Source organism: Bacillus solimangrovi (assembly GCF_001742425.1).
Classification (GTDB): domain Bacteria; phylum Bacillota; class Bacilli; order Bacillales; family Bacillaceae_N; genus Bacillus_AV; species Bacillus_AV solimangrovi.
Genome location: NZ_MJEH01000037.1, coordinates 1 through 26,196 on the forward strand (window position 1 = coordinate 1; position 26,196 = coordinate 26,196).

At 34.0% G+C, this 26,196-nt stretch carries 33 protein-coding genes; 22 read left to right on the forward strand and 11 right to left on the reverse strand.

The window, feature by feature from the left end; translation table 11 throughout:
• Positions 1-125: 125 nt before the first annotated feature.
• Positions 126-338, forward strand: a complete 213-nt coding sequence (locus tag BFG57_RS18665) for a hypothetical protein (protein ID WP_139125142.1) — start codon at positions 126-128, stop codon at positions 336-338.
• Between the two features lie 47 nt (positions 339-385).
• Here BFG57_RS18665 and BFG57_RS13000 read toward each other — a convergent pair whose 3' ends face one another.
• Both BFG57_RS13000 and BFG57_RS13005 read right to left on the reverse strand, forming a co-directional pair.
• Entirely contained in the window at positions 386-685 is a 300-nt protein-coding gene (locus tag BFG57_RS13000; RefSeq protein ID WP_069717930.1) for an alpha-helical endospore appendage domain-containing protein, read from the reverse strand.
• Positions 686-776: 91 nt separating this feature from the next.
• Positions 777-1,076, reverse strand: coding sequence for an alpha-helical endospore appendage domain-containing protein (locus BFG57_RS13005; RefSeq protein ID WP_069717931.1), 300 nt, complete (start codon positions 1,074-1,076; stop codon positions 777-779).
• Positions 1,077-1,376: 300 nt separating this feature from the next.
• Here BFG57_RS13005 and BFG57_RS13010 point away from each other — a divergent pair, with 300 nt between their 5' ends.
• Entirely contained in the window at positions 1,377-1,586 is a 210-nt protein-coding gene (locus tag BFG57_RS13010) for a hypothetical protein (protein WP_139125143.1), read from the forward strand.
• Positions 1,587-1,851: 265 nt separating this feature from the next.
• Positions 1,852-4,482 carry a phosphoenolpyruvate synthase gene (locus tag BFG57_RS13015; RefSeq protein ID WP_069717933.1) on the forward strand — a complete coding sequence of 877 codons (2,631 nt, stop codon included), beginning with the start codon at positions 1,852-1,854 and terminating at the stop codon, positions 4,480-4,482.
• 147 nt (positions 4,483-4,629) lie between these two features.
• On the opposite strand, the gene BFG57_RS13020 is transcribed toward BFG57_RS13015, so the two are convergent.
• Entirely contained in the window at positions 4,630-5,556 is a 927-nt protein-coding gene (locus tag BFG57_RS13020) for a right-handed parallel beta-helix repeat-containing protein (RefSeq protein ID WP_069717934.1), read from the reverse strand.
• Between the two features lie 248 nt (positions 5,557-5,804).
• Here BFG57_RS13020 and BFG57_RS13025 point away from each other — a divergent pair, with 248 nt between their 5' ends.
• Positions 5,805-6,638: an MBL fold metallo-hydrolase gene (locus BFG57_RS13025; protein WP_069717935.1), complete on the forward strand. Its 834-nt coding sequence runs from the start codon at positions 5,805-5,807 to the stop codon at positions 6,636-6,638.
• A gap of 139 nt (positions 6,639-6,777) precedes the next feature.
• On the opposite strand, the gene BFG57_RS18455 is transcribed toward BFG57_RS13025, so the two are convergent.
• The gene (locus BFG57_RS18455; protein WP_083249257.1) at positions 6,778-7,077 is read right to left on the reverse strand and encodes a rhodanese-like domain-containing protein; all 300 of its coding nucleotides are present in this window, start codon (positions 7,075-7,077) and stop codon (positions 6,778-6,780) included.
• On the opposite strand from BFG57_RS18455, the gene BFG57_RS19020 reads away from it, so the two are divergent.
• Positions 7,034-7,204 (forward strand): hypothetical protein, encoded by a 171-nt coding sequence (locus tag BFG57_RS19020; protein ID WP_175428349.1) that lies wholly within the window; start codon positions 7,034-7,036, stop codon positions 7,202-7,204. The genes BFG57_RS18455 and BFG57_RS19020 overlap by 44 nt on opposite strands.
• A 457-nt stretch (positions 7,205-7,661) precedes the next feature.
• On the opposite strand, the gene BFG57_RS19025 is transcribed toward BFG57_RS19020, so the two are convergent.
• A complete protein-coding gene (locus BFG57_RS19025; RefSeq protein ID WP_069717936.1) occupies positions 7,662-7,949 on the reverse strand; it encodes a hypothetical protein in 288 nt (95 codons plus the stop codon).
• A gap of 492 nt (positions 7,950-8,441) precedes the next feature.
• Between BFG57_RS19025 and BFG57_RS13035 the strand changes: the two genes are divergently transcribed.
• The gene (locus tag BFG57_RS13035; RefSeq protein ID WP_069717937.1) at positions 8,442-8,951 is read left to right on the forward strand and encodes a C40 family peptidase; all 510 of its coding nucleotides are present in this window, start codon (positions 8,442-8,444) and stop codon (positions 8,949-8,951) included.
• A 157-nt stretch (positions 8,952-9,108) separates the two neighbouring features.
• Here the strand turns inward: BFG57_RS13035 and BFG57_RS13040 are convergent, their stop codons facing one another.
• The gene (locus BFG57_RS13040; protein WP_139125144.1) at positions 9,109-9,690 is read right to left on the reverse strand and encodes a hypothetical protein; all 582 of its coding nucleotides are present in this window, start codon (positions 9,688-9,690) and stop codon (positions 9,109-9,111) included.
• A 506-nt stretch (positions 9,691-10,196) separates the two neighbouring features.
• Here BFG57_RS13040 and BFG57_RS13045 point away from each other — a divergent pair.
• Genes BFG57_RS13045 through BFG57_RS13055 form a run of 3 tightly spaced genes read left to right on the forward strand, consistent with a single transcriptional unit; the run spans position 10,197 to position 11,471 of the window.
• Positions 10,197-10,538 carry a DMT family transporter gene (locus BFG57_RS13045; RefSeq protein WP_069717939.1) on the forward strand — a complete coding sequence of 114 codons (342 nt, stop codon included), beginning with the start codon at positions 10,197-10,199 and terminating at the stop codon, positions 10,536-10,538.
• A 1-nt stretch (position 10,539) separates the two neighbouring features.
• On the forward strand, positions 10,540-10,854 hold the full coding sequence (locus BFG57_RS13050; RefSeq protein WP_069717940.1) for a DMT family transporter: 315 nt from the start codon (positions 10,540-10,542) through the stop codon (positions 10,852-10,854).
• A 35-nt stretch (positions 10,855-10,889) separates the two neighbouring features.
• Positions 10,890-11,471 carry a TetR/AcrR family transcriptional regulator gene (locus BFG57_RS13055; RefSeq protein WP_069717941.1) on the forward strand — a complete coding sequence of 194 codons (582 nt, stop codon included), beginning with the start codon at positions 10,890-10,892 and terminating at the stop codon, positions 11,469-11,471.
• A 286-nt stretch (positions 11,472-11,757) separates the two neighbouring features.
• On the opposite strand, the gene BFG57_RS13060 is transcribed toward BFG57_RS13055, so the two are convergent.
• The 3 genes from BFG57_RS13060 to BFG57_RS13065 form a co-directional block, all read right to left on the reverse strand.
• Positions 11,758-12,261: a sigma-70 family RNA polymerase sigma factor gene (locus BFG57_RS13060; protein ID WP_069717942.1), complete on the reverse strand. Its 504-nt coding sequence runs from the start codon at positions 12,259-12,261 to the stop codon at positions 11,758-11,760.
• A 297-nt stretch (positions 12,262-12,558) separates the two neighbouring features.
• Positions 12,559-12,672, reverse strand: a complete 114-nt coding sequence (locus BFG57_RS19325) for a DUF6254 family protein (protein WP_245676763.1) — start codon at positions 12,670-12,672, stop codon at positions 12,559-12,561.
• Positions 12,673-12,741: 69 nt separating this feature from the next.
• Positions 12,742-13,068: a YolD-like family protein gene (locus BFG57_RS13065; RefSeq protein WP_069717943.1), complete on the reverse strand. Its 327-nt coding sequence runs from the start codon at positions 13,066-13,068 to the stop codon at positions 12,742-12,744.
• Between the two features lie 376 nt (positions 13,069-13,444).
• On the opposite strand from BFG57_RS13065, the gene BFG57_RS13070 reads away from it, so the two are divergent.
• The 12 genes from BFG57_RS13070 to BFG57_RS13125 all read left to right on the forward strand — a co-directional run bounded on the left by BFG57_RS13070 (position 13,445) and on the right by BFG57_RS13125 (position 24,229).
• The gene (locus BFG57_RS13070) at positions 13,445-14,257 is read left to right on the forward strand and encodes a TrmB family transcriptional regulator (RefSeq protein WP_069717944.1); all 813 of its coding nucleotides are present in this window, start codon (positions 13,445-13,447) and stop codon (positions 14,255-14,257) included.
• 143 nt (positions 14,258-14,400) lie between these two features.
• Positions 14,401-15,321: a right-handed parallel beta-helix repeat-containing protein gene (locus BFG57_RS13075; protein ID WP_069717945.1), complete on the forward strand. Its 921-nt coding sequence runs from the start codon at positions 14,401-14,403 to the stop codon at positions 15,319-15,321.
• Positions 15,322-15,609: 288 nt separating this feature from the next.
• Complete coding sequence (locus BFG57_RS13080) at positions 15,610-16,521, forward strand: right-handed parallel beta-helix repeat-containing protein (RefSeq protein ID WP_069717946.1); 912 nt, start codon at positions 15,610-15,612, stop codon at positions 16,519-16,521.
• A 174-nt stretch (positions 16,522-16,695) separates the two neighbouring features.
• Positions 16,696-17,640 (forward strand): right-handed parallel beta-helix repeat-containing protein, encoded by a 945-nt coding sequence (locus BFG57_RS13085; protein ID WP_069717947.1) that lies wholly within the window; start codon positions 16,696-16,698, stop codon positions 17,638-17,640.
• A gap of 180 nt (positions 17,641-17,820) precedes the next feature.
• Entirely contained in the window at positions 17,821-18,753 is a 933-nt protein-coding gene (locus tag BFG57_RS13090; RefSeq protein WP_069717948.1) for a right-handed parallel beta-helix repeat-containing protein, read from the forward strand.
• A gap of 342 nt (positions 18,754-19,095) precedes the next feature.
• Complete coding sequence (locus tag BFG57_RS19030) at positions 19,096-19,269, forward strand: hypothetical protein (RefSeq protein WP_175428350.1); 174 nt, start codon at positions 19,096-19,098, stop codon at positions 19,267-19,269.
• Positions 19,270-19,339: 70 nt separating this feature from the next.
• A complete protein-coding gene (locus BFG57_RS13100) occupies positions 19,340-20,218 on the forward strand; it encodes a DMT family transporter (protein WP_069717950.1) in 879 nt (292 codons plus the stop codon).
• 246 nt (positions 20,219-20,464) lie between these two features.
• On the forward strand, positions 20,465-20,683 hold the full coding sequence (locus tag BFG57_RS13105; protein ID WP_069717951.1) for a hypothetical protein: 219 nt from the start codon (positions 20,465-20,467) through the stop codon (positions 20,681-20,683).
• Positions 20,684-20,789: 106 nt separating this feature from the next.
• Positions 20,790-21,341, forward strand: a complete 552-nt coding sequence (locus BFG57_RS13110; RefSeq protein ID WP_069717952.1) for a GNAT family N-acetyltransferase — start codon at positions 20,790-20,792, stop codon at positions 21,339-21,341.
• 364 nt (positions 21,342-21,705) lie between these two features.
• Positions 21,706-22,194, forward strand: a complete 489-nt coding sequence (locus BFG57_RS13115; RefSeq protein ID WP_069717953.1) for a hypothetical protein — start codon at positions 21,706-21,708, stop codon at positions 22,192-22,194.
• 179 nt (positions 22,195-22,373) lie between these two features.
• On the forward strand, positions 22,374-22,610 hold the full coding sequence (locus tag BFG57_RS13120) for a hypothetical protein (RefSeq protein ID WP_069717954.1): 237 nt from the start codon (positions 22,374-22,376) through the stop codon (positions 22,608-22,610).
• An 80-nt stretch (positions 22,611-22,690) separates the two neighbouring features.
• Complete coding sequence (locus tag BFG57_RS13125; RefSeq protein WP_069717955.1) at positions 22,691-24,229, forward strand: right-handed parallel beta-helix repeat-containing protein; 1,539 nt, start codon at positions 22,691-22,693, stop codon at positions 24,227-24,229.
• A 205-nt stretch (positions 24,230-24,434) separates the two neighbouring features.
• On the opposite strand, the gene BFG57_RS19455 is transcribed toward BFG57_RS13125, so the two are convergent.
• Together BFG57_RS19455 and BFG57_RS19035 are read right to left on the reverse strand one after the other, a co-directional pair.
• Complete coding sequence (locus BFG57_RS19455) at positions 24,435-24,557, reverse strand: hypothetical protein (RefSeq protein ID WP_281186691.1); 123 nt, start codon at positions 24,555-24,557, stop codon at positions 24,435-24,437.
• Positions 24,558-24,607: 50 nt separating this feature from the next.
• Positions 24,608-24,772: a hypothetical protein gene (locus BFG57_RS19035; RefSeq protein WP_175428351.1), complete on the reverse strand. Its 165-nt coding sequence runs from the start codon at positions 24,770-24,772 to the stop codon at positions 24,608-24,610.
• 630 nt (positions 24,773-25,402) lie between these two features.
• Between BFG57_RS19035 and BFG57_RS13130 the strand changes: the two genes are divergently transcribed.
• Positions 25,403-26,196 (forward strand): MFS transporter (locus BFG57_RS13130; RefSeq protein ID WP_175428352.1); only part of this gene is annotated, 794 nt, incomplete at its 3' end.

Consider the following 26,196-nt stretch of genomic DNA (forward strand, 5'->3'; position numbering starts at 1 on the left):
ACTATTAAAGGGGGAATAGGGGTAGTACCAGCTGCTTGACATTATATTTTTGAATATACCTTGTCATTCTTAGGATAAAGTACTTTTGAGAAATATAATATGTCAAGCTATTCTTTTTCTTCGTCATGAGGTTCAAATTCATCTTCAGGAAGGTATTCTTCTTCAGCAACGGTGTTAACTTCATCCTCAGGAAGGTATTCTTCTTCAGCAACGGTGTTAACTTCATCCTCAGGAAGGTATTCTTCTTCAGCGACGGTGTTAACTTCATCCTCAGGAAGGTATTCTTCTTCAGCAACGGTGTTAACCTCATCCTCAAGAGTTTTTTCTTCTTCATCTAGGGAGTCAACTTCACCGTTAGACGTATGTTCATCGCATGATACTACCCCTATTCCCCCTTTAATAGTTCAGCAACATCATCTAATTTAAAGTCAAGTAGAATTTCTTTTTGAAGGACACGTTTCATTACACCAGACACACTGTCATTCACAGAAAGTAGTTGATCAATGCTAATATCTCCACATTCAAATGCTGCAACAGCAGCTTGAATTTTCTCGCCTTCAGCATTGATAATGTGTGCTAATCCAAGCTCTTCTTGCCCGATTGTAGCTAAGAGAAATAACAGTACATTTTCCTTGTCAAATTCAGGTAACTCGTTAAAAGGATTCGGTAAATTTGGTAAGCTCATTTAAATAGTTCCTTTCATACAAAATTTTAATATCATTCAATCTTAATTCTAAAAGGTTTGTTTAATTAATAACTACAATGAAAGGTTTATCTTAATGATCTTTTAATAGTTCGACAACATCATCTACTTTAAAGTCAAGTAGAATCTCTTTTTGAAGAACACGTTTCATTACACTAGATACACTTTCATTTGTTGAAAGAAGTTGCTCGATGCTAATATCTCTCTTTTCAAACGCTGCGACGGCTGCTTGAACTTTCTCACCTTCAGCATTAATAATGTGAGCTAATCCAAGTTCTTCTTGCCCGACTGTTGCTAAGAGAAATAATAGGACATTCTCTTTGTCAAAGTCAGGCAAATTGTTAAATGGATTTGGTAAATTTGGTAAACTCATGTAACCAGCTCCTACCTGTTTAGATTATTTGAAACACAATTCATTGTATTTACTAAGGAAAAAAATATGCGTTTTTTTACCAGTTTTTAATTAACATTAAAATTAGTAACAAAAATTGTATTTCTGATATTAACCACTGGTTAATAATGAATAACCGTAGAGATAAGTGAGGATTGAGGATTTAAATTGCCATATATGTACCTTGTATTAAATGTAAATTAAGTAGTTATGAGAACATTCTTATTTGAAATATAGGCAGTGGAATGCTGTCTGTCATATGTTGTTGTAAATCTATTTTTGATGAGAAGTGTATGGGAAGTGGAGATACATGCTGTCCCTTCTGATTATGTGACGGTAAAAAGGTTGAAGATATTCGGTTGTGGGATAGACAAGACAATTATTGCGGATGAATCTTCTCCTGTTAGTAATGTTGGAATTGATGTAAATGCCAATGGAATTCCATTAAAGGAAATAAATGTTCAGATATTTGTTGGTGATGGAGTACAATAGAGAACAAATAATAATATATTTAATAGAAGTTAAATTAATGTTAAACGATATAGAAGGTTGTGATATTTTCGGTATTATTAGAAATAATAATTTGGTTATTAATTGTTCTGTTTCTTATAATGGAGGTAGAGGAAGGCGTAATTGTATCATTAATTGTGAAAGCATCCATAAAATGAATGGTTACGAAATTAAAATGGTAAGTTCCACTCAAAATAGCTGGTTAATATCTTTTCTTCTAGATAGGAGTTAATGGAGGGGAGTTAGAATGAAATCGACGGTATTATATTTTGAAGAGTTAGACCAGTCGAGTCTCGCTTATGTTGGAGGGAAGGGAGCGAACCTTGGTGAAATGACCAAAGCTGGTTTCCCAGTTCCAAGAGGATTTTGTATAACAACCTTAGCCTTTAAAGAATTTATTTCTAGAAGTAATGAAATGAACGAGTTATTAAACGAATTAAAAGCACTTAATATAGATGATTTACAACAGTTAAGAAAGATAGGTAAACGATTACGTGAACATATGGAACAAATTGAATTGCCGTTGCAAATTCACAAAGAAATTATCGAAGCGTGGAAGAGAACAGGTGAAGATTATTGTTATGCCGTAAGATCGAGCGCGACAGCAGAGGATTTACCAATGGCTTCATTTGCAGGGCAACAGGATACATATTTAAATATATATGGAGAAACGGAATTATTATATTATGTTCGTAAATGCTGGGCATCACTTTTTACAGATAGAGCGATTGCCTATCGAGTCAAAAATAAGTTTAGTCATGATCAAGTTTATTTATCAGTTGTCGTACAACGTATGGTGAAACCCGAAATGTCAGGAATTATGTTTACGGCTGATCCTATAACTGGAGATCGGAATGTCGTTTCGATAGATGCAAGCTTTGGCCTTGGTGAAGCAATTGTTTCAGGAATCGTATCTGCCGACCTTTATAAAGTAAAATCAGGAGAAATCATTAGTAAAAGTCTATCTGAAAAGAAAATAGCGATAATGCCACTTTTGAATGGTGGGACTGAGACGAAGGAGTTACCTGTAGAGAAACAGAAGCAGCAAGCTTTATCGGATCAAACCATTTTAGAAGCGGCTAAGCTTGGGAAGGAAATTGAAAATCATTACGGTTCTCCTCAAGACATCGAATTTTGTGTAGAAGATGAAGATATTTTCATCGTTCAAAGTCGTCCTATTACGTCCTTGTATCCATTACCTGATCTACCACAACAACCATTACGTGTATTAATATCATTTGGTCATATTCAAATGATGACAGATGCGATGAAACCATTAGGAATATCTGTTTTGAGAACGATATTTCCGAAACAAATGTTTTTAGAATCTGGTGGTAGACTCTTCATAGATCCAACACTCTTTTTACAAACGAAAATAGGTAGAAAAGTATTCCCTAAGGTGTTAAACAACATGGATGAATCGATTAGTTGGGCAATAGAAGAATTTATCCAGCGACCTGATTTCTTAAAGAACTCTACTACGAAGAAATCGATGCGACCTTTATTCCGACAACTACGTCCAATCTTTAAGGAAGTTATCCTTAAAATATTTAGACAAGATCCAAGCTTAGCAAAAGGTCATGTAGAAGCTGTCATCGAAAACATAGCGATGACTGTTCGAAAAGATCTAAAACATAAATCTGGAGTTCCTCGTTTAGAGGCTGTTAATTCCCATTTAGAACAGATGGTAGGACATATTTCAAAAATCATGGCGAATCCGATGGCATTAATTATTGCAGCGAGAGTCCTACAAAAAATGTTGTATCGACTGACTGGGAGTGATTATGAGTTTAACGAATTAACGAAATCATTGCCTGGGAATATCATGAGTGAAATGGGTCTTGAAATGGGAGAACTAGCTGATTTACTCCGAGAATTACCAGAGGTAGAGGAGTATTTAAAAACTGCTGAAGACGAGAGCTTTTATGAAGGATTATTAGTGGTTAAGGGTGGAGAGTTGTTTAAGAAATCATTAGAAGTATTTATTGGAAAATACGGGATGAGGTGTGCTGGAGAAATTGATATAACAAGACCACGCTGGAGAGAGAATCCCACGTTAATTGTAGCAACAATTCTAGCGAATAAGCGAAATTTAAAACCAAATGAACATCGAGCAAAATTTGAACAAGGATTAAAAGAAGTCGAAGAAGCAAAACATAGAATTTTTGAACAAATTGGTAGTAGTGGACGAAACAAAATAAAGCAAAAATATATAGCACGTCTAATAGAGGTCTATCGTTACATGAGTGGATTAAGGGAACACCATAAGCATTTAATTACGATCGTATTAGATGAATGTAAGCAAGCGTTACTAATAGAAGCAAATGAAATGGTGGACAAAGGAATCCTTCAACAGGTAGAGGATATCTACTTTTTAACGTTAGAAGAAATAATTGAAATGGCAAAAGGCACATTCAAGTATAATGTTATGACTTTAATCAAAGAACGAAAAAATCAATATGCATGGCATCAAACTTTAATTCAACCGAGAGTCATGACTAGCGAAGGTGAAATGATAACTAGAACAATTAGAAAAGGGAACTTCCCTGCACAAGCTCTTATTGGCAGTCCAGTATCAGCAGGTGTTGTAGAGGGAAGGGCACGTATCGTATACAAGCCTGAAGAAGCAAATTTGAATCAAGGTGAAATATTAATTGCTAATCATACCGATCCAGGTTGGACGCCATTATTTCAAACTGCCATAGCTTTAGTAACAGAGGTTGGAGGATTAATGACTCATGGCTCCGTTGTTGCAAGAGAATATGGGATTCCAGCTGTTTTTGGTGTAGATGACGCAATGACAAAAATAAAGGAAGGTCAATGGATTCGTGTCGATGGAAATCAAGGGTTTGTAGAGATTATTACGGACGAAGAGTAATGAATTATTATATGAATAGGAATTGTTGTTGATGGAGTAGCGAACATATTAGTGGAGAAGTGATCGCCACTGTTGTATATAGGAACATATTTAAGTGTCACAATCCTATTTATGTAACCATACTCCCGAAGTAGGGAGTATGATCGTTCATGTACACAATCCATCAGGAAAACTATTTTCACATTTGTTTCCATCATATACATTTGTTCCGATTCCACCTTGTGCGACTATATCATTCACAATGTTATTTTTTGCTTTGTTAAATCGGATTATGTTTTCTATTGCACTATCTTCAACTAAGATACCCGCCGTTGTATCATCTGTTCCATTGTTACGGACAATGTTAGAATCGATGACATTTTGCATAGATACAAATTCATCAAGTACACGTAACGTTATTCCACTTCCTTCGTTGTTGCATATAAAATTATCGATAATGTTGTTATTACTACTTTCAGGATTTAACTCAATTCCTTCACCGAAATTTTTAATCGCTTTATTACCGAATAACGTATTAGAAGAATCCCCATCGATATCAAAACCATCAGTATCATTTTTTGTACTAATATTCTTTATTACTTTGTTAAAATCACCACTAATCTCAAAGCCCTCATCCCCATTTTGACTACTGTTGCAATTAATAATACAATGATGTTCTGTATCTAAGTCGAAGCCATCAGAATCATTAAATGAAGCTAAACAATTAATGATTAAATTATTTTCTCCATCAATTTCATAGCCTTCATCACTGTTAAACTTTGACTCAATATCAACCAATATATTGTTATCAGTATTCACTTCAATGCCGTCATTCACAAAACCTTGAACTGAAAATCCCTTCAGAATCGTTTGATTAGCATTCACTGAAATTCCATCATTTGTTACTGGTGATGGATTACCCGCTATAATCGTCTTACCAATCCCACATCCAAATATCTTCAAACGTTCCTTCGAAACATTAAAGCCATCAAACGTTCCAGCTAAGATTTGAATACTATCTCCAGCTACCGTTCCCACGTCATCAATCGCACCTTGAACAGTTGGGAAATCTGTAGGTACTACATGAATTGCCATTTTACAAACACCTCTCATTAAAATAATGATTTACAACAGTTTATGAGAGTTTGATTTCCTTTGCTTGTACATTACATAAGAATGTATCTTTGTCTCTTTATCTGAAAAGATTTATGATTCCACTTCCGGTTTAAGAACGATGAGCATTAAGAAAGACCCCCACGAATGAAAAATGGATCATACTTCATGTTGAAAATTAATAAAATTGTGAAGTAGAGAGTATTTAAACGATTCAAGGAGGTATACGAATGGCTGTTAAAACGACCGTTTTATCAGAAAACACTGTGTTTGGTAAATTGGGGGCTATTGCAGAGCACGGTTGGTCAATATTTTTAGAAACAGAACATGGAAATTATTTATTTGATACAGGGCAAGGAAAGGTGTTGCTCAATAACGCACGCATATTTAAAAAAGATTTAGCTTCTATTAAAGGCATCATTCTTAGCCATCATCACATCGATCATACTGGGGGTCTTCTGGAAGCTGTAAAAGCGGTTGATTCAAAACTTATAGACGTATACGCACACCCTGAGATTTTCAAAGATGGTTACTTAATTCGGTCAGACTATCAGCACATAGGGGTACCTTTTTCAAGGTCAGTACTTGAAAGTAACGGAGCTAACTTCAAGTTTAATAAAGAGTTTACGCAAATTGCTCCTGATATTTATCTGTCTGGTGAAGTGCCACGTTTAACGGATTTTGAATTTGGAGATACCGATATCGTATTAAAGTCACATGAAGGTTATATCAGAGATGAGGTAATGGATGATCAATCAATCATTATTAAAACTCCAAAAGGATTATTTGTAATTTTGGGGTGCTCTCATGCGGGTATTATTAACATTTTGAACTACGCAATAAAAATGACCGGTGAAAATAGAATACATACAGTCATTGGAGGAACTCATTTATGGCCTGTAAGTGAAGTTCAGAAAGAAAAGAGCATACAAGCTCTAAAAGAGTTTCGTATAGAACGTTTAGGCGTTTCGCATTGTACTGGATTAAAAGTTAGCACGAGACTTGCTCAAGAATTTGGAGGTAGATTCTTTCATTGTAATGTGGGTACAGTCGTATCGGTTTAAAACTTTTAAGAACAAGTATTATCAAAATTTATAAAAAGAACAAACTAACCCTTTCATTAGTATTAAGTTACTTAGTTTGTTCTTTTTTTATTTATACAGTTAAGAGCTGGATGAGAGGTCTAGCATAAAAGAGTGGATGTTAAGAAGTGAGGGGACCCGTCCATTGAGCCATGCCACCTTTTAAGTTTTCCACTTTTTTAAATCCGTTTTTGATTAATAACTTCGTGCTTTCATCTCCCATAGATCCAGTATGACAAACAAATACAATTTGTTTTGTTCGATCAAGTTCCTTGTATCGAGTGTCTATTTCAGAGAAAGGAATATTTATTGCACTTGGAATATGTTCTTTTTGAAATAGATGATCTTCTCTTAAATCAACAATTACTATACTTGGATTGTTAAGTTCCTCACCATTATATGCAAGTGCAGATTTGAATATAAATGTAGTGGGACGTTATGAAGTAAAACTTCCAAAAGGATCGCTTATAATAACAAGTTGCAGAAAAACCGAAGAGAAAATAATAGATCAAAAAAATGAAATAGAGAAAGAGAAAATTGGTGACTGATAATCATCAATTTTTAATTAATCCGGAATTAAAGTAAGCTTGTACTTTTAATTAAACATAATAATATGAACTATGCTAAATTAAAGAAAAAATAAAAAAGCGACACTAGTAGCATCGCCTCTTTTTAATCAACCAAAGCATTGTATAATTTTTCTTTCTTCGTCCATGAATCTACAGTCTCTTGGTGGTTCTAATACCCCAGCACTAGCAACAGATGAAAAGCCGATACTTAGGATACTTAAAGTTAATACTGAAGTAGCTAAAGTCTTCTTGAATTTTTTCAACAAAGTCACCTCCCTTTATAATATGTACTTCGACACAATTAACCAGATTCCTCCAATAAATATAAATATTTCCCTTAATTGTAAAAAAATTAATTAATTTCAAGGTTCAAAATGTTTACGATATGCGAAGCTTAGAGGGTAGATGAACATTGTATTTATTTTTTAACGCATTTTTAGAAAAAACCTGTGGGTAAGTTATTTATAATAGTTCTCATAGCCACACCAGACAAAGCATTAAATGTTGCATAAGAAATCCAAGCAGAGACCAAACCATATCGTATGAAATAACTATAAAAATTACTGATATCAGGTCCATGTAATTGAGCAAACACTGTGGTTACAATGAACAACCAAATGGCGATATATAGCGCCTTCCTTTTTACAAATAAATTATCAGAGAACACTTTCATTTTTCTTTGTATTGAATTGTAAACATTAGATTTAGTGTCATCTTCAAACATAAGGGACTGTATTAAAAGAAACACCTTACATTAAGTCAAGTGAACTAGGTATAGGGGAGTCTTTTTCTGTATGTATTTATCAATAATATCTTTTCAAAGGACAGAAATAAAAATAGCTTGTAGATAATCGGAAGGTTTCTCTACAAGCTGTGAGTGTTACTAAATATGGAGTAACACACTTTTTTTATGCATACTCAATAATTGCCTTTGTTACAAACTAGTTGTTCCTGAAAGTAGAAGGAGCGGGTACTATGTCAAGCTCATGTATATCTCTCCTTTCATCACCCATTTTTTACGTACTTTACATAGTTAATATGTAGATTTTAAGGAGTCCATAAAAGAGTAAGAGAACTTTGTCCCAAGTCAATGGTTTGAAGTTCTTGTAAGATTAGATTCTCCGCATCTAATATATTCTTTTTATTTTTCTAAATCCTTAGTTTTTGCACATTTTGTTGTTATGGTTTGTCTAATATTAACGAAAGGAGAAAAAAGTTGTTAAAGTATATGAAATTTGTACATGCAGCTACACTCGTATCACTGTTATTACTAGTTAATGAAACAAGTGTTTATGCTGAAGAGGTAGATTTAACAGATGTAGCTCAAGTAGAGGAAACTATCGAGAATACAAATATTCCTGAGTTACTAATTGAAGAATCGAAAAAACACCTTGGATCTCCATATTTATTTGGAGGAAACAGTCATGAAGGATTTGATTGTTCAGGTTTTTCTCAGTATGTCTTTAAAGAATTAGGAATAGAACTACCGAGAACGACTGGTGAACAATACAATGTTGGTACAGAAGTAGGGGCATCAAACCTTATAGTAGGTGATCTTGTTTTTTTTGAAACATACAAATCTGGTCCTTCTCATTTAGGTATATACATAGGTAACCAAGAATTCATTCATTCTGCATCTACAACAGGTGTAGCTATTTCAAATTTGGATGATCCGTATTATTGGAAAGAACGTTATATAGGAGCAAGAAGAGTAATAAAAGACTGATTTAGAAAAATTAGGATATTTATAAAGTATTCAATACGAGTTTCATGTAAACGTCAAGCTTCACAAAATAAACTAATTGTATGTTGTGAAGCTCAACGTTTACAATCGAATAACATGTGGTTATCATACGTGGAGTGACGGGTATGATAGTCTTTTCCTATTTGAAAAATTTATAGTTATGAAGATGGGAATTTATTTCAGAATGTTCGAATATGGAACCTAACATATTATAGAAGTAAAAAAAAGCTAAAAATGATACTGCAAGAACAACAGGATTACGAATCATTGAGAAATAATATTTTTCTCCTTTCTCAGTTGTTTCGTCTTGTATGTAATAGAATAACGTTAGCATTAATGCGATAAACATTATAAACATCACTTTTGTAATAATATCCCAATATTCTGAGGAAATCATTTCACCGAGCATAGCTCCCATCATGCCACCCATTAGTCCTGATAACATTCCATCTAGTATTGAGATAATACCAGTAGGTAATCCTATTATAAAACCAATGACGACACCTACACCCATGCTAATTAAAGTTGAAAAAAATAGATTGCCATTTAGAAGAATCCCCAATATGATTCCTCCTAACAAGCCTGTAAGCATTCCTACAACCATTGCAATCATCATGCCTGCCATAGTTGAAATTCTTGTTTTCTTACTCCAAGTTATCCTCATATTAAGTAGAATTAATAAAATCATCGCCGATATTGTTACGAATAATGAGGCTGTCACGCTAACGCTCCTTCCTTCTCCAAACTTTATTGCTAATATATGCTTATTGTTGTACAAGTTATGCTGACTGTTCGATAAAGGATACACTTTCATGAAATCTGCAATCGTGAGTATCACTATTAACCCTCTAACAAACATTTTAGAAAGGTAGGAAATGTTAAAAATTAAAGTGGATATTTGTTTTTAATTTTTTCCTTCTCACTTTCGTTGATTATCTTGTCATATTTGCAAATTGTAAGGGAAAAATAGTGGAGCTTACTTTACTTGTTTGATTTTTGAGCTAAAAAACTAACGAACATTAGTTAAATTCCTTGCGTCATTATATAAGTTGATCTATAATCTAATTATCGTTAGTTAGTTTTTGGTGATTTTCATATTATACTCTTTCGATGGAAAGGATAAAGGTGAAGAAAAACAAACAAGACAGTTATGTTATTTTGTGCAATTTGAGATAACATAATCGAAATGAAATCGAACTCATTATTAAAGTAAAGGAGTGCATTATAATGGCATGGTTATTTCTCATTATGGGAGGAATTATGGAAATAGGGTGGGCTTTTGGTTTGAAATATTCAGAGGGCTTCACTAACCTCCCTGTTTCAATTGTTACTATTATATTGATGATATTAAGTTTTTGGAGCTTTTCAAAATCGTTAAAATTTCTTCCAGTATCTACAGCTTATGCTATATTTGCTGGAATCGGAGCATTCGGAACAGCTTTTGTTGGAATGATGTTTATGGGAGACCCATTTAGCATAACTAAAGTGGTATTGCTCTTAGTATTAATCAGTTGCATCGTTGGTTTGAAATTAGTATCTACTGAAAATCAGACAGAGGAGGGGAGATAATATGAGTTGGGTGTTTCTTATTACTGCTGGATTATTTGAAATAGTAGGAGTTATGTTGCTTAAACTCTCAGAGGGTTTTACAAAGGTCAAATATACGATCGGGTTTGCTTTAAACTTAGGGTTGAGTTTTTTCCTTCTATCATTATCTCTCGAAGAAATTCCTATTAGTGTTGGCTACGGTATTTGGACAGGAATCGGTGCTGCGGGAAGCGTGTTGATGGGAATGATTCTTTTTAAAGAGTCTAAAGATGTTAAAAAGTTAGTATTAGTTGCTGGAATAATTATTAGCATTGTTGGCCTTAAATTAGTATCATAATATGTATCTATACATTATTGTGAGGGGGAGGAAAGGTGAATAAGGGAGAGAAGACGAAACAAAAAATATTAAACAGTGCGTTATTATTGTTTTCAACTAAAGGATATGAAGAAACATCTCTTAATGATATAGCATCAAATGTAGAGATAAAGGCTCCTTCAATCTATGCTCACTATTCTAGTAAAGAAGATTTGTTTGAAAAGGTAGCAGAGTATGTCATGGCTGATTATATAGAGTTTATTAAAAGTCGAGTACCACATTTGAATTCTTTACCAACAAAGGAAAAGTTTTATGATTTGTTAGTGGAATTAAATAAATACTTCTATAAAACAGATTTCGGTCTTTTCTTAAAGAAGTATGGAATGATTCCGCCAGAAAAATTCAAAGAGCTTCTAAATGAAAAGTATTCTGAATCAGAAAATGTAATTAAAGAGATTTTATATAAAATCCTAGATGAAGATACAACCGAGAACTTTATTGATAAACAAACAATCGTCACATCCTTCTTGTGTATATTAGATGGAACTTTGTTTTACTTAATCAATTTCTCTTACGAAGAATATGAAAGAAGATTAGAGCAAACTTGGAAAGTATTTTGGAATGGAATCCTTCAGTAAAGAAGTAATATGTTTACTTTAATATATGTAACACATTATTAAGGGAAAAGGAAAGCATTCATTCATGTAATTTCATCACGTGGAAACTGACGCTAACACTGCTACTTCAAAACTTATTTTTAAATAGGAGATGAAGAAACTCCTCCACTGATAGAAGTTTCACTTTATACGTTTATAGTTTTGTTTAGGGGGGTAAATCATAATTACCCCCTTTTTTAATGGAAAATCCTTGTGATGCCGCTCATCCTTATTGAGTGGTTTTTTCTATGCAGTTCGATTTCTTTCATTACTCAAGTGTGAGTACATCCTTCTTACGTAATTTCTTCAATGCTTCTTCTCGCCAAGATCGTACACATTTAGAAGTAGTATGAGCTTCAATCGCAATTTGTTGAACGGTTTTCTTTTCGAGAACAACTTTTTTTAGCCATGTTGCTTGTTTATCGGTTAGTTCTTCACATAGTTGTTCGATGTCGATGAGAATTAGTGCTTCGTATTCATCATAATGAATAGCATGTTGTGCTATCCCATCACTCGATTTAAACCGTTGTTCATATTTTATTTGTGTTCTTAATTCTGACAGTAGCATTCCACGTACAGTTGAGAACGCATAAGTAGAGAAGCGACCTTTCGTTGGATCGTAACGAGAGTATGCTTGCCAAAGAGCGATGCATCCACATTGATAATAGAAGTCGTAGTCTTTACATAGGTTGAGCTTCTTCATTTGAGTTCTCAACAACGGTTCATACTGTTTTAACAAGATTTCAAAAGACTGCATTTCATATCCTTCCATAAGGTGCACACCTTCAACATATTCCGCGGTACATTCATCATAGGTAAGGAATTATGACTTTTCACGTTATTGAACGCTAATTTCAGTGAACGAAATGAACTAATTCGTATAGAGGAAATTAATCAATTGGAGAAGAAAAAAAGTGCAAATTTGCGAAATTTGTATTAAAACAAGATATTCAAATTAAAGAATAATGACGCTTTCCACCTACTCTAACTAATGAGTAGGTGGAAAGCGCCTAACATAACGAGAATCGTGTCATTCATGTTATTGATAAAGTATGGAAGCGAAAGTGGTTTATTCCCGTGCTTCGTTCTCAAGTTCTTTGAATGATTTAACCTTTCCATGCGGGTTTTGGGCATCTTTTCGTTTGCGGAATTGACGAGCTTTTTGACGTTTTGATTGAGTCATTTATTGTCCTCCTTTTTTGCAAGACTTGTTAAGGTTGTTCCTTATTAGCTTGCAAAATGGAGCACAGAGTTATGCGAAAGTTACGTAGATAATATTAGCGAGGGATAAAGTAGTTCTGACTGAAAAAGCATCATTAACTGTTAATGTTCTTGATGACAAAGAAAGCTCATTAATTTTCCCAATTAATAGTCGATATTGATTGTTTTCAAAATAAGTAAGATGTACAAATGCTTGCTTATGTATAGCTTGTTGGATCGTATCAATGATTTCTTGCATCTCCTGCTCGTCAAGATTTGGTTTCGATGTTGTTCTTTTTTTTCGCAAAATATCTTTTAATGGGGCAATATGTGTTGGTAATTCGATTGTATTGTATTTGAACGATCCGACACCTTCCATCATAATAGCTCCCTTCTGATTAGAACGTTTGTTCTTATTGTAACTGAAAGTAACCGATAAGAAAAGTATTTGTTAATGAATAATTCATTATTCGATAAAGTAATTATGAATTCGGTTTAAAAATTAAATTTTTTGGGAAACATATAAATAACTTCTTCATTCCCTTTTGAGTAATATATCTCTCCCGCCTGTTCATTTATTATGAGAACAGGCGTTTTTTAGTTTATTGTTTATCCATTTGTGGTTCGTGATTGATAAATTGCATGAAACAGCAACTTTAAAAAAGAAAATTCTAAATAATGTATAAAATGACTGGATTATTTTTTTTGTTTCATTTATAGTCGTTATAAAACTAACTAATAAAGGGTGTGTGCGTATGGAGGAAAAGGTAATGTTAGAGTTACAAAAACATGGCTTTTCAAAATATGAATGCAAAGCATATATTGGGTTGTTGAAAGCACCAGCCATTACGGGATATGAATTAAGTAAGCGATCTAGTGTCCCACGTTCAATGATTTATGAAGTGTTAGGGAAATTACTTGATAAAGGGGCAATACAAACGATACCATCTGATCCGATTTTGTATAAACCAGTATCGCCGAAGCAACTGATTTCACGTCTTAAGGAAGAGATGAACCAGTCGTTGGAATTACTTGATGAGGCATTGCCTATGTTAGAAAGTGATCAAAAAATTGATGTTGTAACGAGAATTAAACAACACGAGCATATTATTCAAGAGATGCGTACGATGATTCAAACTGCAAACAACGAATTGTGGTTATCCATTTGGTCGCCAATTGTGAAAGAGATTGAACCTTTCATTCGTGAAAAGGAAGACACTATCCCAATCTTTACAGTACTATTTGGAGCAGATGATCTCACATTAGGACATACATATCATCATAATTACATGTCTCCTGATATTGTGAGTAAACGAATGGGTGGTTATTTGACCATTCTCATTCGAGACGAAGAAGAAGCGCTCATTGCAAAATTTAGTGATAGTGGCTCTGAATGGGCAATAAAATCAACAGATCCTGCGCTCGTTCTAATTGCAACTGAATACATCCGACATGACATCATGGTTGAGGAAGTAACAAATGCATTCGGACCCGAAAAGCTTGATTTATTATGGAAGGCAAGAGAAGATTTGATTCATGTTATGACTGGGAAAAAGGCTGAGAAATAAGTCCTTGAAAAGTAGTTGTTGAACAGTAGACGGATAGTATGATATTACCATAGCTAAACATACATTTCCTTTTGAAGTACAAGCAACACAAGTCCCCCTTTCATATGATGAAGTAAATCTGAAATTAAGGAAGGGGTTTGGAAATGGCGATACATGTTGTGCCAACCGAGTTTGCAACGGTGCAAGAAGCAATTGATGATGTGGGAACAATGGCTGGTGATAGCATTCAAATACTTGCTGGTACCTTTGATGGCTTTAATGTAGATAAGGAACGATTGAAGATCTTTGGTTGTGGGGTTGGCAAGACGATTATAGCTGGTAATCCAGGATTAGGAAATGATGGCGTCGTTGTGAATGCAAACCAAACAACGTTGCAAGGGTTTACCGTACAAGGATTTACTGGTTTTGGTGTAATGCTGAATGCAAATTTCAATGTACTGAAGGAGCTTGAATCGAATTTTAATGGTAGTAACGGATTGGAAATAGAAGGAGAAAGTAATTTTATCACTCACTGTACTGGATCTAATAATGAAGCTGATGGAATCAGTACTGGTAATCTAGGAGATCATAACTGTATGACTAGCTGTAATAGTATTCAAAACAAAGACGATGGCTTTGATATCAGAGGTCTAAATAATAAGTTTCTATTTAATTTAGCAAAAGAAAATGTTAGTGATGGCTTCGAACTTAGTACTGATGGTGATAGTATGGCGATCCTTTTCGGTAACAAATTTCTTAAGAATGTTCTTGATGGTATTAATGACGTATCTAGTCCGAATTGTAATATTATTTCCAATTTAGTATGTAATAATGGACAAAGTGGTATTTTCGTAGGTGCTTTTTTCAGTGTATTCGATTCAAACATTGTACGTAACAATGGTACGAGTGGAGCGGGGTCTGGGATTTTAGTTGCTGATATATTTGCTGTGGATAATACGATTCGTTTCAATAAATTAAAGCTTAATATGCCAGATGATATTGAGGCGGAAGGTAACGCTATTAACGTTAACACCTTCGATGGAAACAAATGTGAGAGTAGTTCACCTCCTGGGTTATGTACGTGATAAAGAAACTACCAATTTCACATTGAAGTTCAAGGTGAAGTCGAAACTAATAGATATGACGGCAACAATTTAAAATAGTTCTCCTGATGGATAGAGTACGTGATCGAACATACTCCTTTTTTAGGAGTGTGATACATAGTTTAAAGGAAAAGTACTTGTGTCACAATACGTTGATACTGTGAGTTAAAATTCTAAGTCAAAGATACATTCTCAAATAGCGTACAAGCAAAGGAAGTCCGCCTTTCATAAATTATAGTAACTTTGAATTTTAAGAAAGGTGTGTAGAAAATGACGATACGTGTTGTTCCTACCGAATTTATGACTGTTCAGGATGCGATCGATGCTTCAAGTGCGGGTGATAGCATTCAAATTTTAGCTGGAACGTTTGATGGGTTTAACGTAGATAAGGAACGATTGAAGATCTTTGGGTGTGGAATTGGGAAGACAATAATTGCTGGAAATTCATCACCCCTAAGTGACAATGGAATCGATGTGAGTTCGAATCAAACAATATTGAAGGGATTAACGGTTCAGGGGTTTAGTGAAGGGGACGGTGAAGGAATTGAAATAACTTCAAATAATAATGTGTTAAAAGAGATAGAGGTTAAATTCAATGGTGATGGTTTTGAACTACGTGGCAACAATAATTTAATCATTAATTGTGTGACTTTATTTAATGATGATGATGGGTTCGATATTTTTACGAATACAGCTCACAACTGTATTATCCATTGTACTAGTTCTAATAATAAAAATAATGGTTTTGAAATAACAGATGAAAGTCATACATTTTTGAAGAATATTGCGATTGACAACACCAATGATGGGTTTGATGTAAGTGACCCATTCAATACCCTTTTTCAAAATAAATCTATAAGAAATGGGCGAGATGGAATTTCTGTATTTAACAATAGCAATAATATTATAGGGAATATTTCATGCAATAATGTATCAAATGGAATTAGAATAGATGCTTCCGAGGATGAGAACGTCATCGATTCCAACATCGTCCGTCGTAACGGTAATGATGTTACAACTGCGGGTATTCTTGTCGAAAGTGGATCAATGGATAACGTTATCCGATTTAATAAAGTTAAAAACAACATTGAAATAGATATCGAGGCGGAAGGTGGAGTTGGAACAAATATTTACGATGAAAATAAATGTGAAAGTAGTTCTCCAGGTGGATTGTGTACGTAACCGATCATGCTCTCTACTTCGGGAGCATAGTTACATAGTATTGTGTCACAGTACGGAGAAATTGTTTAATAAAAATTCATAGTCAAAGATACAACCTCAAGTAGAGTACAAGCAAAGGCAGTCCACCTTTCATAGAATATAGTAACTATAAATTTTAAGAAAGGTGAGTTAACAATGACGATACATGTTGTTCCGACTGAGTTTGCTACTGTACAAGCAGCAATAGATGCTGCCGTTGAAGGAGATAGTATTCAAATCTTAGCTGGTACATTCGATGGGTTTAATGTTACGAAGGAAAGATTGAAGATATTCGGTTGTGGGATTGGAAAGACGATAATAGCTGGAAACTCAGCATTTGGCAGTACCGATGGTATTAACGTGGATGCTAGTAGAACGATATTGAAAGGTTTTACGATTCAAGGATTTCAAGGTACAGATAGTGATGGTATAGATGTGAATACAAATAACAATATTTTGGTAGAGCTTGAGTCGAAGTCTAATTTTTCAGATGGTTTTGAAATTGATGGTGAGAATAACTTAATCATTAATTGTTTGGCTTCCTCTAATCTTAGTGAAGGCTTTGATTTAGAAAATGATCATAACTGTGTAATTAATTGTAAAAGTATTCAAAATGGAGCTAGAGAGGGAGAGGGTATTGAAATTGAAGCCAATTATAACAAGTTGATAAACAATCTCGCTAAGGAAAACTTTGAAGATGGTTTCGATCTTGATGATAATGCTAGTTTTAATACATTATTCGGAAACGTATCGATAAAAAATATGGGTGATGGTATTGAGGTAGATGACGAAGCAAATAACAATAATATTATTGCAAACATGGTGTGTAACAATATAGAAAGCGGAATAGAAATGGAGGCAAATGGTGGTGCAACTATAGGAAATGTTATCGATTCGAACATTATTCGAAACAATGGGCCAGCAAATGTAGGTTCTAGTTCTGGAATCTTCGTTCAAGATGGGGTAATCGATAGCTCAATTCGTTTCAACAAGTTAAAACTCAATGAACCATTTGATATTGACGTAGAGGGTGACGTTAACGATAACACTTTCGACGGTAATATTTGTGAAAATAGTTTCCCTGATAATTTATGTACATGATCGAACATTCTCCCTACTTTGGGAGTGTGTTACATAAGATAGTAATGAAGTATTTGTGTCGCATTACGTCGTTACTTCGACACTCTTAGTCAAAGGTACATTCTCAAGCAGAGTACAAGCAAAGGCAGTCCACCTCTCATAAAATATAGTAATTCTGAATTTTAGAAAGGTGTGTGGACAATGACGATACATGTTGTTCCGACTGAGTTTGCTAATGTGCAAGCAGCAATCGATGCAGCTGTTGCTGGTGATAGTATTCAAATACTTGCTGGTACGTTTGATGGGTTTAATGTAAATAAAGAACGATTGAAGGTATTTGGGTGTGGGATTGGTAAGACGATTATAGCTGGAGCACCTGCTATGGGAGGAGATGATGGTATTGTTGTAAGTGCGGATCAAACAATATTGAAGGGATTTACAGTTCAAGGTTTTAAAGAAGAATTCGACAGTGACGGTGTTGAGGTGAATTCTAATAACAATATCTTGGTTAATATTGAGTCAAAGTTTAATAGTGATGAAGGCTTTGAAATTGATGGAGAAAATAATTTAATCATTAATTGTATAGCTTCATTTAATGGTACTGAAGGATTCGACTTAGATACAGAGCATCATTGTATTATTAATTGCAACAGTAGTCAAAATGGGGATCAGGGTTTTGAGATTACTGGTGATTTTAACAAAGTGATAAATAATACTGGTGAAAAGAATGCAACTATTGGTTTTGAAATCGGTGTGAATATTTTTAATACGTTATTTGGTAATAAATCAATTAAAAATAAGGGTAATGGAATTGAGTTGAGTCCTGAAAGTAGTAATAACAATATTATCGATAATTTCATATGCAACAACGAAGGAAATGGAATTACATTACTTGTAGAGGATGATTTTGTATCTATACAAAATGTCATTGACTCTAACATCGTACGTAATAACGGAATTGATGACACAACTGCGGGTATCTTAGTCGAAGATGGTTCGTTGGAAAATGTTATTCGTTTTAACAAAGCAAAAAATAATATTGTAGTTGATATTGAAGCAGAAGGTGGAATTGGAACAAACACCTATGACGGCAACAAATGTGAAAATAGTTTACCAGATGGATTGTGTACATGAACGACCATGCTCCTTTACTTCGGGAGTATGGATACATAGTTTTTGTGTCGCAGTACGTTGATTTAACGACATAGAAGATGAAGGTGAAGAGTAAACGTCAAATAGACGAGAATACAAGGTAATCAAAGATTATTAAGTGAGTGAGGTGTGTGTATGAGAGTTTTTCAATTCATAATGTTCACATTACCGGTTCCATTCTTATTTTGTTTTTACGAATATAATAGTTATCTTTTGCGCAAAGATGCTCATCTCTTGTTTCCTTTATTTCTGCTACTTATAGTCGTGAATGGAGTACTAATAAGAAAAATTAATTTACGATTGATTTTAGGAGTTAACATGATAATGACCATACTTTCTTTGATTTTAGGGTTTGTATTTCTCGATGATAGTTGGTTTTTTAAGCCGTTCGGAAGAGATGGAGCCATTTTGTTTATTTCGTTATTTTATGTTTTCGGACAGCTGCTTGTAAGGTGGTTTATTTTTATTAGTAAGCGACCGAGTGATGCTATAAATTAAGTAAGGCAAAGAGGGGTTTTTTTAGAAATTTTTTAAGTAGTTATAGAAATAATCACTAAAGGGGATTCATATGAATGCAAAATTGAAATTTGCGACCTCAATGGTCATTTTTGGCTCAATTGGTCTTTTTTCAGTGAAAACAGACCTTCCATCAATCGAATTAGTATTTATTCGATGTTTAAGTGCGAGTATTGTATTAGGAATCATTTGGTGTTTCCAAACGTTTAAAGTAGATCAATCAAATAAAGTGACCGTTCCTAAGAAGGAGTATTTGTTAGCAATCTTATGTGGTGTCTTTTTAATTATAAACTGGCTCTTTTTCTTTCATTCATTTGAGTTCATGCCAATTACGGTTGCGGTATCAATTTATCACTTAGCACCTGTTCTCGTGTTGCTTATCGGTTCGGTTTTGTATAAAGAGAAAGTAACGTTACTCGGATTAAGCTTTTTTGTAGTTTGTTTTATCGGAACGTTGTTAGTTGGAGGCATCCATCAATATGCATCAGTTGCGGACTTTTTATCAACAGGCGTATTGTGGGCATTTGGAGCAGCATTTTTCTATGCAATCACATCCTTAACTGGAAAGGGCATTCAGACACTTAGTCCATTACTAACGACAGTCATTCAAACGAGTCTTGGGGTAGTATTACTATTGCCAGTCATCGACTGGGTTAACTTCACGAACTTAACGATGGAAAATTGGATATACATCATTGTGACAGGCATTATACATACAGGTTTAGTATTTTATTTGTTTTTTAGTAGTTTACGAGATTTGAAGGCTCAAACGATTGCAACACTAGTCTTCCTCGATCCAATCGTTGCAATTCTATTAGATGTAGCGATCTTAGATTATCGTCCTGATTTGTATCAACTGCTCGGCATTTTGTTAGTATTTGTAGGCATGAGCTATAGCCCGAAACGTAAGGAAGTTTCGGTAAAGGTTTGAGAGTTGGGAATTCTGACTTAGAACGAAACGTTGATAAAAAGGGGATCATACCGTGTCAATTATATAGTATCTTCATCAATTTTCTGTATTTTGAGAATTCAAAAGAATAAATGTATAATAATGTTAAATGTGATTTTGGGAGATGGGGTGTTGGAGAATTGATGTAGTTTTATGTCACTCAAAAAATGGAGGTAAATTTATTTTGGATCACATTTTCATTTACTATACTCTAAGTAGGTTATAAAAATGAGAGAACAAATACCAAGAATAGTAGAACAAGTAGCAAAAGTGTTAGAACAGTCGGTAAAGTGGATTGTACTTATGATTCTCGTTGTGTCATCGGTTAGTATAATCGTTTTCTTTCAATCAAATTATTTTGCAGAACATCTTATTGCTCGGACAGTTCCATTAGCGATTGTAATTGGATGCTCGTCAATAGCTGTTTCGATACTGTTTCGAAAATAGTTTGGTAGAATTAAGTAATTTAATGAATAAATCCATTTGCATGAATGAGCTATTCTTATATAAAAATGTTTACTAGAAGGATGTGTTACTAAAAGTGGTAGTATCATTGGGTCTAGAATTTCCAATCATTGAAACAGAACGATTAATATTAAGAGAAGTAACAATAGAAGATGCAGAGGGTATGTTGGACTATTTTTCTGATCAGGACGTTGTGAAGCATATTGGATTAGCACCGTTCCAATCGGTAGCGGACGTGTATGATGAAATTAACTGGTACAAGTCAATTAGAGAAGAAGGGTCTGGCATTCGATGGGGGATTACGTTAAGAGAAGAAGAACAAGTTATCGGAAGCTGTGGTTTTCTTAATATGAAACCGAAACATCATCGAGCGGAAGTTGGTTTTGAGTTAAGCAAAGATTGCTGGGGAAAAGGAATTGCGAGTGAAGCGTTAGAAGCTGTTGTAAAGTATGGATTTCTTCATTATGAGTTAGAGCGAATTGAGGCACTCGTCGAACCTACAAATCTTCCATCACAAAAATTATTAGAGAGGCAAAAATTCCAAAAGGAAGGCTTGCTTAGACACTATGAATATACGTGTGGAAAGTTTGATGATCTGTACATGTACTCTATTCTTAAAGGAGATTTAAATGAGATTTAAAGATCGTTAATTTAGGTTTCGGCAAATTCATAAAACTAAAACTATCAAATATGTTAACGTCAATGATTTTAATAAGTTTTGAATTATAACAAAGGGAACTTCAAAATATGGAGTTCTCTTTGTTTTTTTGTATTCGTGATTAATTGCGGATTGGAACAGAGTATTTATACGAATTGGAATTGCTTTATTAACAGTCATTTTAACCTTCGTATGTATACGTTGAAAGGGGTATTTTGGAAGTCGCATTAACAAAATCGTCAAACTTTCATATACTGTATCGTCATTCGCTTGAACAAAACACTCGATGAAACAGAATTGAGTTGTGCAAAAATCTTTCAGGCGTATAGAAATGGAGGTGAGTAATATGAGTAGTTTTCACCATAGCTTTAAATATATTTTATTTTTCTTTTTGTTCATATTTTTCATAGCTGGAGGCATTTTGCTTCTCCTTCTGTTTCCGATGCAGGAACCTAATGCTGTAACGTATCCAGAAGAGAAATACGCATTTGAAACAGGGGATTCTTCTTTTGAAGTTTTCAAATCAAAACAGCGACAGCCTGTTCAATTTGTTTTTCGGATTCGAGATAGTGCTTTTTTGATACCTCAACAACCAAATGATTTAAGTACTTGTACCATTACAGCAACGATGTTACCTAGTGGGAAACAGCAGAGTATTGACTTTTTATCAGGATTTGATAGAAGTGCTGTCTTAACGGATAAACATGTTACCTCCATCTTGTTAACACCGAGTAACATTGAAGGTTTTGAAAGTTTCGATAGTACATGTGTAGTGGAGTACTTCGAAACAACAGGCACACCGAATACAAGACCAGCGATTGACCTTCCTTTCTAAAATAACAATGATTCTGTAGCTTAGAGTATATGCACCTTTGCAATAGCTGTATAAGGATAGTTGTTTTACCCATAGACAATTACCTATCTTTTTTATTCTAAGCTAGTATTAGTGGCTAAAACAATTTGGTTGCACAACCTTATGATGTATACGAGAAAACTATAAGGGAGGAGAAAAAAATGAATATTGACAAAACAAAAGACTGTTGTTCATGCACAGGAGCTGGTATTGCATTAGGTTTCTTTTCACTAGGGTTATTTATTTTGATAGCAACCGCGTTGGTTTTAGCTGGATTATTATGGAGTATATCAGCTGTCGTTGTGCTAATTATTAGTAGCTTTTTAGTTCTAATCGTTTTGTTTATGATTTGGTTATTAGTGAAAAAATGTACGTGTAAGCATAGTAAGATTTGGTGATCTTTCATTAATGTTTAATAAAGAGAGGAGAATTTTTTCTCCTCTCTTTATTTAAAGATAGGTGGTGAACGTGAATTGAGATGCAAGTTTCAACCAATAAGATATGGCTAATTTTGATATTATCAGCCAGCATAATCAGCTTTGTTCTTTTAATTGGTATACTTTTTTTTCAACAGAAAGTTCTTATTGTTGGTGAAGGTTCACAGTTTTCAACGATTCAGTCGGCAGTCACGGTGGCTGACTCTGGAGACATTATTCTCGTCACGGATTCCTTAAGCCCTTATGAAGAAGCTGTAGAAATAGAAAATAAAACCGAAATCACAATTATTGGTGTTGGAAAACCAGTCCTAGATGGTTCTAACTTACCCCTAGGAAGTAACGGAATAACACTCATCAATTCTTCAAAGATAAAAGTTAGCGGTTTAACGATTCAACAATACATGGGCTTTAATGGTAGCGGTATTTCAGTTGAAAGCTCTTCGGATAACAATATGTTTGTTAGGAATAGATTGATTGACAATGAGGGAGATGGATTTCTTTCATTAGAGTCAACTAGGAATACGTTATTTAACAATGAAACAAACATGAACAATGGGTTCGGAGTTTTTATTGATGCAAGTCAACAGGATCTTTTAGTTGGGAATGTAAGCAATGATAATTTGATTGATGGAATTTTAATTGCTTCTCCGAATAGTTGGATCATCGGCAATCAGACTTTTCGAAATGACTTTGGGATCGATGCGGAAGAAAAACAAATTTTTATTGGAAATGTGTTAAATGATAACGTAGGTTCTGACACCTTTGACGTTGATGGGAGTCAAAACATTCTAATTGGTAATAAACTCAAAAATAATAAGGATGATGCCATTAAGATAGAGGAAGATTTTAATATTGTCATTGGGAATGTGGCGATCGGAAATGTAGAAACAGGCCTGATATTAGATAACGGCGCTGCCAATAATATTGTAATAGGAAACCGGTTATTGAATAATATTGAGGATGGAATTCTTGTAGATGACGATGCCACTGACAATCTCGTAATGAGAAACAAAATAGTCGGTAATATTCGAGATGGAATTCGCGTAGGAGATGAAACCGAGAACAATACGTTCAAACGAAACATTGTTAACGAAAATGGGCGTGGTATTTTTATTCGAAATAATAATTCCGCTTTTACCCAAAGAAATACTGTTATTGAAAATAATATCATTCGTAACGTTGGTGAAGGAGTAAAACTTGAAGGTGGCGTAGGTAATACGGTCAAAAATAACAAAATTAACAAGAACGGAGTAGGAATTTCTCTAACTCCGAGAGTTGATGAGGATACGATGATTAAAACTTTAGCACAACAAAATCAGATTGTTGGTAATACGATTCGTAACAATATTACAAATGGAATAAACTTTGATGAAAGTATCGATAATACTGTTCAAAAAAATACAATTATAAGTAACAGAGCTAACGGAATTTTATTAGATGTTAATTCCACCAGTAACCGTGTACTCTCCAATACGGCACTTCTTAATGGCCTTTTCGATATTCGAGATGACGAGAATAATTTCTTCCAAGGAAACATATGCGAAACATCGTCAGGTACTGAAGTGGATTGTGGGAATTAATCGTATATGAGTGCTTTATTAGACTATAATAAATATTCGGTATGTTGTAGATTCAAATAATGCAAGCTTATTTGTTGAGGAGGTCAATTATTTATTTTTATGTTTGAATGAAATTCCTGTATTGATATGCAGGTTTTTTTATTATGTAAAAAATATAAAGGAAACGACATAATGGTCAACCAGAAGATGTAGTTGAAGAGATCGTTTAATTAGCTAGTGAACGTGCATCATGGGTAACAGGTGTAATATTGCCACTCGATGGTGGCGTAACTGCAATATTAAGATAAAAAGCTTTCGAAAAATGAAGAGGATGGTGTCTTGCTCTCATCCTCTTTTATTAATTATATATGGAGCTCCATTATAAAAAATGATTAATAATTAGTCCTCACACAAAGGTACACCTAAGATCATATTTAAGATATTAAAAGTGTCTTCACCAATTATAATATCTGCTACTGCTTCTCCTCGGGCAACCCTAGCGAAATAGAATATACCATCTCCACAAAACAATTGACCAACACATAAGACTTCAAGTGGTCCCATAATTTCACCTCCATTTCATATGGAATTACTACATACTATGAAGGAAGACAAGGTCGTGCTTGTACGAATAACTATAAATGTAAAAAATAGACATTTTAATTAATAGAGTTCATATAACAAAGTGAAATAGATTTCATTGTAAAGTACTGTATTAAAAAGGTTTCATTTAAAACATTCAGCACTATTATACGAAGAAGAGAACCTAGTAAGGAACACCACTGAATGACGTAGTTTCTCATTTTAAAATGTTTAATCATGAAAAAATGGTAGATCAATTTTTGAATCTATAGATAATATTTAACTGGAAAATTGGATAGAGTGTGATGCAAGTCACTGATTGTTATTATCATTATCACTATAATGATGATGTAAAGTTGATTTTACATAATATGAAGAGGGAGGTTCGGTTCAATTGACGTGTAAACTTCTACATAGTTTGTATAAAGTTTCTTCTATCATGAATAAGCATTTTATTCCGAGTCTTCTCGTTATTGAAGTAGGTAGTACGAGTAGAGTTGGCATGAAGGGAAAACCATTACAAGCTATGTATGAACAAGTAAAAAAATAAAACACCATTTACTAATAGCAACTTAAGAATTGTTAAATAAGTAAATGAAGGAAGGTAATTGTATGACAGCCACTACATTTAATAGAAGACCCATCATCCAGTTATCGTTACAAACGATAAGTTTAGTTGCTAGTTTCATGGTTTGGGTGATTTTATCATCATTAATGCCATTTATTTCACAAGACATACACTTATCAGCAACTCAAATAGCATGGGTGACAGCAGCACCAGTAATCTCAGGTTCATTATTAAGAATCCCAATCGGATATCTTACGAGTAAATATGGAGCGAGTAAGTTATTTATCGTTAATTTCGTCGTATTGGTCGTCCCAGTATTTTTGATTAGTATTTCGACACAGTTTATTTCATTAATCATATTAGGATTATTATTAGGGATTAGTGGCGCAACGTTTTCAATCGGTGTTACGTCATTACCTAAATATTTTAATAGAGAACAGCATGGTCTCGTAAATGGCATATTCGGATTAGGCAATATCGGAACAGCTTTTACATCATTTCTTGCTCCAGTGTTCGCAAATGAATTTGGTTGGAGGTTAACGGTTCAAGCATATTTAGTGTTAATTATTGTTATGGTTGCGTTGAATGTCATATTCGGTGATAAACAAGAACGAACGACTGAAGAGAAATTAGTGAATCCAGTAAAATTTCTACAAAAAAACCGTAACATTTCAACATTATCGTTATTTTATTTCTTAACGTTTGGCGTATTTGTCACATTTACAGTGTTATTACCATCTTATCTAGTTTCGAACTTTGCATTACCTAAGGTTGAAGCAGGATTTATTACTGGGGTATTTATTGTAATTGCTACACTAATCCGAATATGCCATTTACG